Genomic DNA, 5,272 nt, shown 5'->3' with positions numbered 1-5,272 from the left:
CTTCCCAGATAGGGGCCATCGTCATTACTGGGCGCATTTCTGATTCCTCAGTGGTTGGTTCACCTGTATTCGTCAATACTCATGCCTCCCGCTGGTTGCCGATGGGCGCGGGGGAGGAGTGCTGACGTAATAGAGGCGCGTAAAAAAGCCCGAACATTGCCCGGGCTTTCGGTGCGACACATAGATCTCCCTACGTGACGCCTGGGTGAGTTTTTGGCGGGACCGTCAGCGCCAGAACGCCAACAGCCCCGATCTGGAACGCCAGCGCTCACGATGGAAGCGCAAGGGACCGGTTGGCAGGCCGTCATCAGTTGGCGGTTCTGGCCGCGCATGGCTGAGCGCTGCGCCGATCAGGAACAGTAGGAGCATGGTGATCTCCGGTTGAGGTGGTTGATGCAGATGACCGGAGCTGATCCCGGCACGACTATTAGCGGCCTTAGTGACACCGGAGTTTCACCGGGGCGAAGGTTTCAGCCGCTTATTCTCGGACTCGCCGTGGCCATCTGGGCGCTTACTCACTCTATCGGCCACGATTCCCGCGATCCCTCAGGTCTTACACTTGCCCGTCAGCCCGGGCATTCATCTGCGTGTTGCGGTGATGCAGGTGGGCGGTTATAGGCCGCAGTTTCGTCCGCATCCCAAAGCCCACTCATTGAATGGGCAGAGGTGATGCTGGTTTTCCGTTGGCACCGCGTATCGGGTCATTCACTCGGTTCGAGCATTTCGCTCTAGTCAGCCGCCGAGGTGGTCCTCGCGTTGGTAGCCTTTCGGGGCTATCTGATCTCCGGTCGCCGTAGAGGCAGTGCCGTCTTTGTTCGTATTGCGCATGTTGTTAAAGAGCGGTCAGGCCCTGAGGCCCTGGCGAGTCCCTGTTGGGTGACTCGATGGAGTGACTATACGAATCCTCATAATTTACGTCAATACGTTTATGCATAATATTTTTCATGGGCGTAAAAAAAAAGCCCGCTCGGGGCGGGCTGGGTCACTCAATAATGAATCAGCGTATTGAGATTCGATATCGCCTATTAGACTGATTGAGTTGGGCCTGCACGATCACTGGGATATTCCCGTTGACTGTGGGGCGTATTGCCTCGTATGAGCACGGCACGATTGGGTAGAAGGACGAAACGTCGGCTTTGTTGGGGATCAGCTTAAGGTTTACCAGGTCATACTTGAGCGCGATATCTGCCATGAGCTTGGTGCAGATTTCCGAACCATTATCTGGCAGCTTAAGGTCTCGTGCCTTTCCTTCCTGGGCGTGCTGCAGTGAAATAACCTGCAGCCTCAATGGCGCCAAGTCAGGACTTTCAACATAGCCAGAGTCGTCGCAGCGCATAGCCTTCACGGAGACTGCAGCCTGATTTGATCTGGCGTTGAGCTCGCCGATGCGGGAGCAAGCGGAGCTGGCATAGTTGCCACTGGCGATACAGGCTGGAGCAGCCTTTAGATATTGCTGGTCTATGTCATGGAACTCTGACATATCGCAAGAGGCAGCCAGCGCTGCGCCAGGTGAAAGGAGGGCGACCAGCAGAGGGATATTCTTCATCAAGCGGCCCGCACCATTAATTCGTAGTAGAGCGCGCATTATAGACTGCTTTGGTGCGAGCTACAGAACCGAGCGCGGCCACTTAGCATCGACCACTCGACCAACTACAGACCAGGTATCGTCTATCTCTACCGTGGGGAATGCTGGGTTCAGAGGCTTCAGGTACGCCTTTCCAGAGTCCCATATGAACTGCTTGAAGGTCGCCTCGTTGGTATCAATTAATTTGGCGACTACATAATGGCCATTTTCTACATCGCATCCAGGCGCCACAAGGATGAGCATCCCCTCGTTGAAGCTCGTTCCGTTGCTTGATGTCATTGATGGACCGCGAACCTTTAGCCAGAATCCATTTGGGCCTGCCCATGCATCGGATGGGTGCATGGCCTCGAAGTCTCCAACATTGAACAGGTCCATTGCTTCGCACGCGACTCCTGCCTGCACCCAACTGATCTCCGGATATTCATAGTAGCGATTAGGGCCCGTAGCGGACTCAACGTTAGCGTCAAACTTTTCTTCGCCTGTGCCATACATGAGCCATTCTGGCGAGACCCTCAGAGCTTTTGCGAGCTTGGCAATAGTGGGCATGCGAGGGCTTGCGCTTTCTCCAGAGAGTATTCGGTTGATCGTCGGCTGAGGAACTCCAGACCGTTTTCCGAGCTGGGTTTCGTTCAGATCGGCATTGGCCATTTTTGCGCGAAGGCGCCCAGCGATATCCATTGCTCACCAAAATATACAAATGTGTGTATGCGAATTCTATTGCATGGAGTAATGCATATTCGTATGATCTACCATGCAAAACCTCATAGGATTCCAGTCATGACAGTTCAAGAGATGTTGAATCGCCTTTTCCAGCTCGGGCTGTCGCAGACAGAAGTGGCTGAACACTGCGGCACCACCCAGGCCACGATCTCTCGCGCAGCAAGCGGGACGATGGTCGGCTACGGAACCGGCAAAGCCATTGAGCTGCTGCTGGCTGATCGTGAAGAAGCCGCCAAGAACACCGAAATCCAAGCCGCCTAATCACCTTGCATGCTCAAAGGAGCAAAACAATGCACTTCGACCCAAGCCACATGCACGACAAGCCCACAAAGGTCCGTCTCGACGAGGTGGCCGACGACCTGCTGACAGCGATGGCTCGTTTTCAGCGCACACAGAAAGCAGTACTCGCCAGGGAAATCCTCGAGCGCGGCCTGAACCAGATGATGGAAGAGCTTAACGCGAAAACTGACGTGGCCTGAAGTGGCCCAGGAGGCCCTGTGCCTGAAAGAAAACCGCTGGAAATCCAGCTCGACTGGCAGGGACTCGCTGATCTGGAGCTATTGGCCAGACGCAACGGGGTAACACCAGAAGAGATGGCCGCAACAATCATGAACCGGGCGCTGGATCGCATGACGCGACCACCAAAGAGCCGGAGCAACGTCGCTTCCATAGGACGAAAGGGCTGATTAGCCCCTCAGGGACTATTGAGGATCTGCCAGTGAAACAACCAAGCAGTAAATCGGACGCACAAAAAAGCCACCGGGCAATGGTGGCTTTTCGTGCAGCACATACAAATCAGTTCTGGAGCGAATAATGCCTATTCCCCAATCAGTCGTCAACACTAACGAATCCGCGCCACGTTTTCTGCAATCGCAAAACGTGGCGCGCACAGTTTCCATGACCAGTCTTGAGCTGGTGGATTTCATCAACTCAACCAAAGAGGACGGGCAGCCTGATCTTCGTCACGATCACTTCATGGCGAAAGTGCCTAGGGTCATCGGGAAAGCAGCTCCCAATTTTTTGGGAACTGACTCCTACGCCAATGGTAGCGGCGGCCGGGTAATTCGTCGCATCTACACCTTCCCAAAACGCGAAGCCTGTCTGATGGCTATGTCGTACAGCTATGAGCTTCAAGCTCTGGTGTTCGACAAGATGACAGCACTTGAAGAGTCTATTTCTTCCGGGGTCTTTTCAGTCCCTAAAACGCGGGCTGATGCACTGCGCCTGGCTGCCGACCTTGAAGAGCAGAACGTCGCCCTCGCTATCGAGAATCACCAGCAAGCCGAGAAGATCGCCAGCCTTGAATCCATCTTCCAGGTGGGCATGACCCCTACGCAGTTCTGCAAGCGCCTGAATGGCGTGAACTGCCAGCAGGTCAACAACGCGCTACTGGCCCGCAAGTGGATATTCAACTCGGAGCGAGACGAGAAGCGCTCGGTCAAGTTCCGGGTCGGCTCAATCGCCCGCGACAAGTACCTCACCGAGAAGGTGACCAACATCTCGAACGAGGGCATGGACACCTTCGCCAAGTACACGCCGATCCTGCTCAAGGAGGGCGCAAAGCGCCTGCATGACCTCTACATGGCACAGAAGCTCCCTATGAAGAAAACGTGGGACGGCCAGTTCTGCCACTGCAAGGCGACCGAGGAGGACCTGGCATGAAAGCCCCTACCTACCAGCAACTGATCGAGCGCGCAGCCCTGACAGCCCTTGAGCTGTTCCAGGCGCAGACCACTAAAAAGGCCCTCAAGGCTGAATTGCGCTCGTTGTACGACACCTACTTCCGAGCCCATGGCCGACCTGATGGGAGGTTCGACCCCTACAACGACGACTTCCTCCCTGTGATGGATTTCACCGAGGCGCAGTTCCAGCGTGTTCGCGCCGCCAAGAAGGCCGAGTACAACGCCCAGCGCCGTCACCACACCGCGTTGCGGGCTCTCAACGCATACCGGCCTGCCAAGACCAAGGAGGCCGCGTAATGGCCGGAGACTGGATAAAAATGCGAATCGACCTCCAAACCCACCCGAAAGTTTTCCGCATTGTGTCCGCATTGAAAGCGGACAGGTTGCGGGTGATTGGCGGACTGCATGTCGCTTGGAGCATCTTCGACACTCATTCTGCTGATGGCGTGCTGCTGGGCTATGACTGCAATGCGATGGACGCTGTGATCGGCTGGCCAGGGTTCACGCAGGCCATGATCGACGTGCAGTGGGCTTCTATCGATGAGGCTGGAAGCCTTGTAATGCCTCGCTTTGACGAGCACAACGGGGCAAGCGCCAAGCGCCGTGCGAACGACAATGAGAGGAAGCGCACCGCACGAAAGTCGGGAAGTGTCCGCAAAATGTCCGCAAGTGATGCGGACGAAATGCGGACCAGAGAAGAGAAGAGAAGAGAAGATCAAAACCCTCTCTCTGCGCGGGAAGCTGTCGACCCTCGCATGCCCAGCGAAATGACCCTCGACTGGCACCCGGACGACAAGCTGCTGAAAACCTACTCGGTTCACTCAGGCGTAGCGCTGGACCTGTTCACCGAAGATGCGCGCCGAGCATTCACTGCTCACTACGAACCTCGGGGCCAGGTGAACACCCAGGCCGAGTGGGTGCAGATGCTGGTCAAGTGGGTGCTCAATGATCGGAATAGGGCAGCAGCGTCGAACGTCAGGCAGTTCACGCCGCGCCCAAGCACAGAGCCTGACTTCGACAGCAATGCCTGGGCCGAAGGCCTTGTGGTGAGCCCATGAAGCCAGCCAGCCAACTGATGGCGACCATGGGCAACCTGCCGCCAGCCGTTCACGCTCAGCCGCTCCAGGTAACGCCGCAGACGGCGGAGGTGGTGAACGACCTGTTCCGCCGCCTGCGCGGGATCTTCCCGGCGTGGCGCCAAGCATGGCCGTCCACCGAAGCGCTCGATTCCGCCAAGGCCGAATGGATCAAGGAGTTTGCCGACGAGGGCATCCGCACTCTGGAG

Annotated in this window: 10 protein-coding genes; 7 read left to right on the top strand and 3 right to left on the bottom strand. The window is 56.4% G+C overall.

The genetic code is table 11. From position 1 onward, the window contains the following. Positions 1 to 225: 225 nt before the first annotated feature. The 3 genes from JFT58_RS29895 to JFT58_RS29885 all read right to left on the bottom strand — a co-directional run bounded on the left by JFT58_RS29895 (position 226) and on the right by JFT58_RS29885 (position 2,263). Positions 226 to 369 carry a hypothetical protein gene (locus tag JFT58_RS29895; RefSeq protein ID WP_160049446.1) on the bottom strand — a complete coding sequence of 48 codons (144 nt, stop codon included), beginning with the start codon at positions 367 to 369 and terminating at the stop codon, positions 226 to 228. A 628-nt stretch (positions 370 to 997) separates the two neighbouring features. Then, on the bottom strand, positions 998 to 1,549 hold the full coding sequence (locus JFT58_RS29890) for a hypothetical protein (RefSeq protein ID WP_198834871.1): 552 nt from the start codon (positions 1,547 to 1,549) through the stop codon (positions 998 to 1,000). A 57-nt stretch (positions 1,550 to 1,606) separates the two neighbouring features. Further along, positions 1,607 to 2,263, bottom strand: coding sequence for a LexA family protein (locus JFT58_RS29885; protein WP_198834870.1), 657 nt, complete (start codon positions 2,261 to 2,263; stop codon positions 1,607 to 1,609). 99 nt (positions 2,264 to 2,362) lie between these two features. On the opposite strand from JFT58_RS29885, the gene JFT58_RS29880 reads away from it, so the two are divergent. The 7 genes from JFT58_RS29880 to JFT58_RS29850 all read left to right on the top strand — a co-directional run. Further along, positions 2,363 to 2,566 carry a helix-turn-helix domain-containing protein gene (locus JFT58_RS29880; RefSeq protein ID WP_198834869.1) on the top strand — a complete coding sequence of 68 codons (204 nt, stop codon included), beginning with the start codon at positions 2,363 to 2,365 and terminating at the stop codon, positions 2,564 to 2,566. A gap of 29 nt (positions 2,567 to 2,595) precedes the next feature. Beyond that, a complete protein-coding gene (locus JFT58_RS29875) occupies positions 2,596 to 2,784 on the top strand; it encodes a hypothetical protein (RefSeq protein WP_010568074.1) in 189 nt (62 codons plus the stop codon). An 18-nt stretch (positions 2,785 to 2,802) separates the two neighbouring features. Further along, positions 2,803 to 2,991, top strand: a complete 189-nt coding sequence (locus JFT58_RS29870) for a hypothetical protein (protein WP_042559998.1) — start codon at positions 2,803 to 2,805, stop codon at positions 2,989 to 2,991. Positions 2,992 to 3,118: 127 nt separating this feature from the next. Continuing rightward, a complete protein-coding gene (locus JFT58_RS29865) occupies positions 3,119 to 3,967 on the top strand; it encodes a phage antirepressor protein (RefSeq protein WP_198834868.1) in 849 nt (282 codons plus the stop codon). Then, the gene (locus tag JFT58_RS29860) at positions 3,964 to 4,284 is read left to right on the top strand and encodes a hypothetical protein (protein WP_198834867.1); all 321 of its coding nucleotides are present in this window, start codon (positions 3,964 to 3,966) and stop codon (positions 4,282 to 4,284) included. The genes JFT58_RS29865 and JFT58_RS29860 overlap by 4 nt, the downstream gene beginning before the upstream one ends. Continuing rightward, positions 4,284 to 5,045 carry a DnaT-like ssDNA-binding domain-containing protein gene (locus tag JFT58_RS29855; protein WP_198834866.1) on the top strand — a complete coding sequence of 254 codons (762 nt, stop codon included), beginning with the start codon at positions 4,284 to 4,286 and terminating at the stop codon, positions 5,043 to 5,045. Before JFT58_RS29860 ends, JFT58_RS29855 begins: the two co-directional genes overlap by 1 nt. After that, the coding region (locus JFT58_RS29850) for a replication protein P (RefSeq protein ID WP_269837161.1) at positions 5,042 to 5,272 on the top strand (231 nt) is incomplete at its 3' end. The genes JFT58_RS29855 and JFT58_RS29850, both read left to right, overlap by 4 nt.

The sequence above is a fragment of the Pseudomonas sp. MF6767 genome (genome assembly GCF_016405475.1).
Taxonomy (GTDB): Bacteria; Pseudomonadota; Gammaproteobacteria; order Pseudomonadales; family Pseudomonadaceae; genus Aquipseudomonas; species Aquipseudomonas paracarnis.
This window is presented reverse-complemented; position numbering and strand designations above follow the sequence as displayed.

Excerpts from the sequence above, each read along its gene's own strand:
- JFT58_RS29895 (WP_160049446.1), bottom strand. The coding sequence starts at position 369 with ATGCTCCTACTGTTCCTGATCGGCGCAGCGCTCAGCCATGCGCGGCCA.
- JFT58_RS29885 (WP_198834870.1), bottom strand. The coding sequence starts at position 2,263 with ATGGATATCGCTGGGCGCCTTCGCGCAAAAATGGCCAATGCCGATCTG.
- JFT58_RS29880 (WP_198834869.1), top strand. The coding sequence starts at position 2,363 with ATGACAGTTCAAGAGATGTTGAATCGCCTTTTCCAGCTCGGGCTGTCG.
- JFT58_RS29875 (WP_010568074.1), top strand. The coding sequence starts at position 2,596 with ATGCACTTCGACCCAAGCCACATGCACGACAAGCCCACAAAGGTCCGT.
- JFT58_RS29865 (WP_198834868.1), top strand. The coding sequence starts at position 3,119 with ATGCCTATTCCCCAATCAGTCGTCAACACTAACGAATCCGCGCCACGT.
- JFT58_RS29860 (WP_198834867.1), top strand. The coding sequence starts at position 3,964 with ATGAAAGCCCCTACCTACCAGCAACTGATCGAGCGCGCAGCCCTGACA.
- JFT58_RS29855 (WP_198834866.1), top strand. The coding sequence starts at position 4,284 with ATGGCCGGAGACTGGATAAAAATGCGAATCGACCTCCAAACCCACCCG.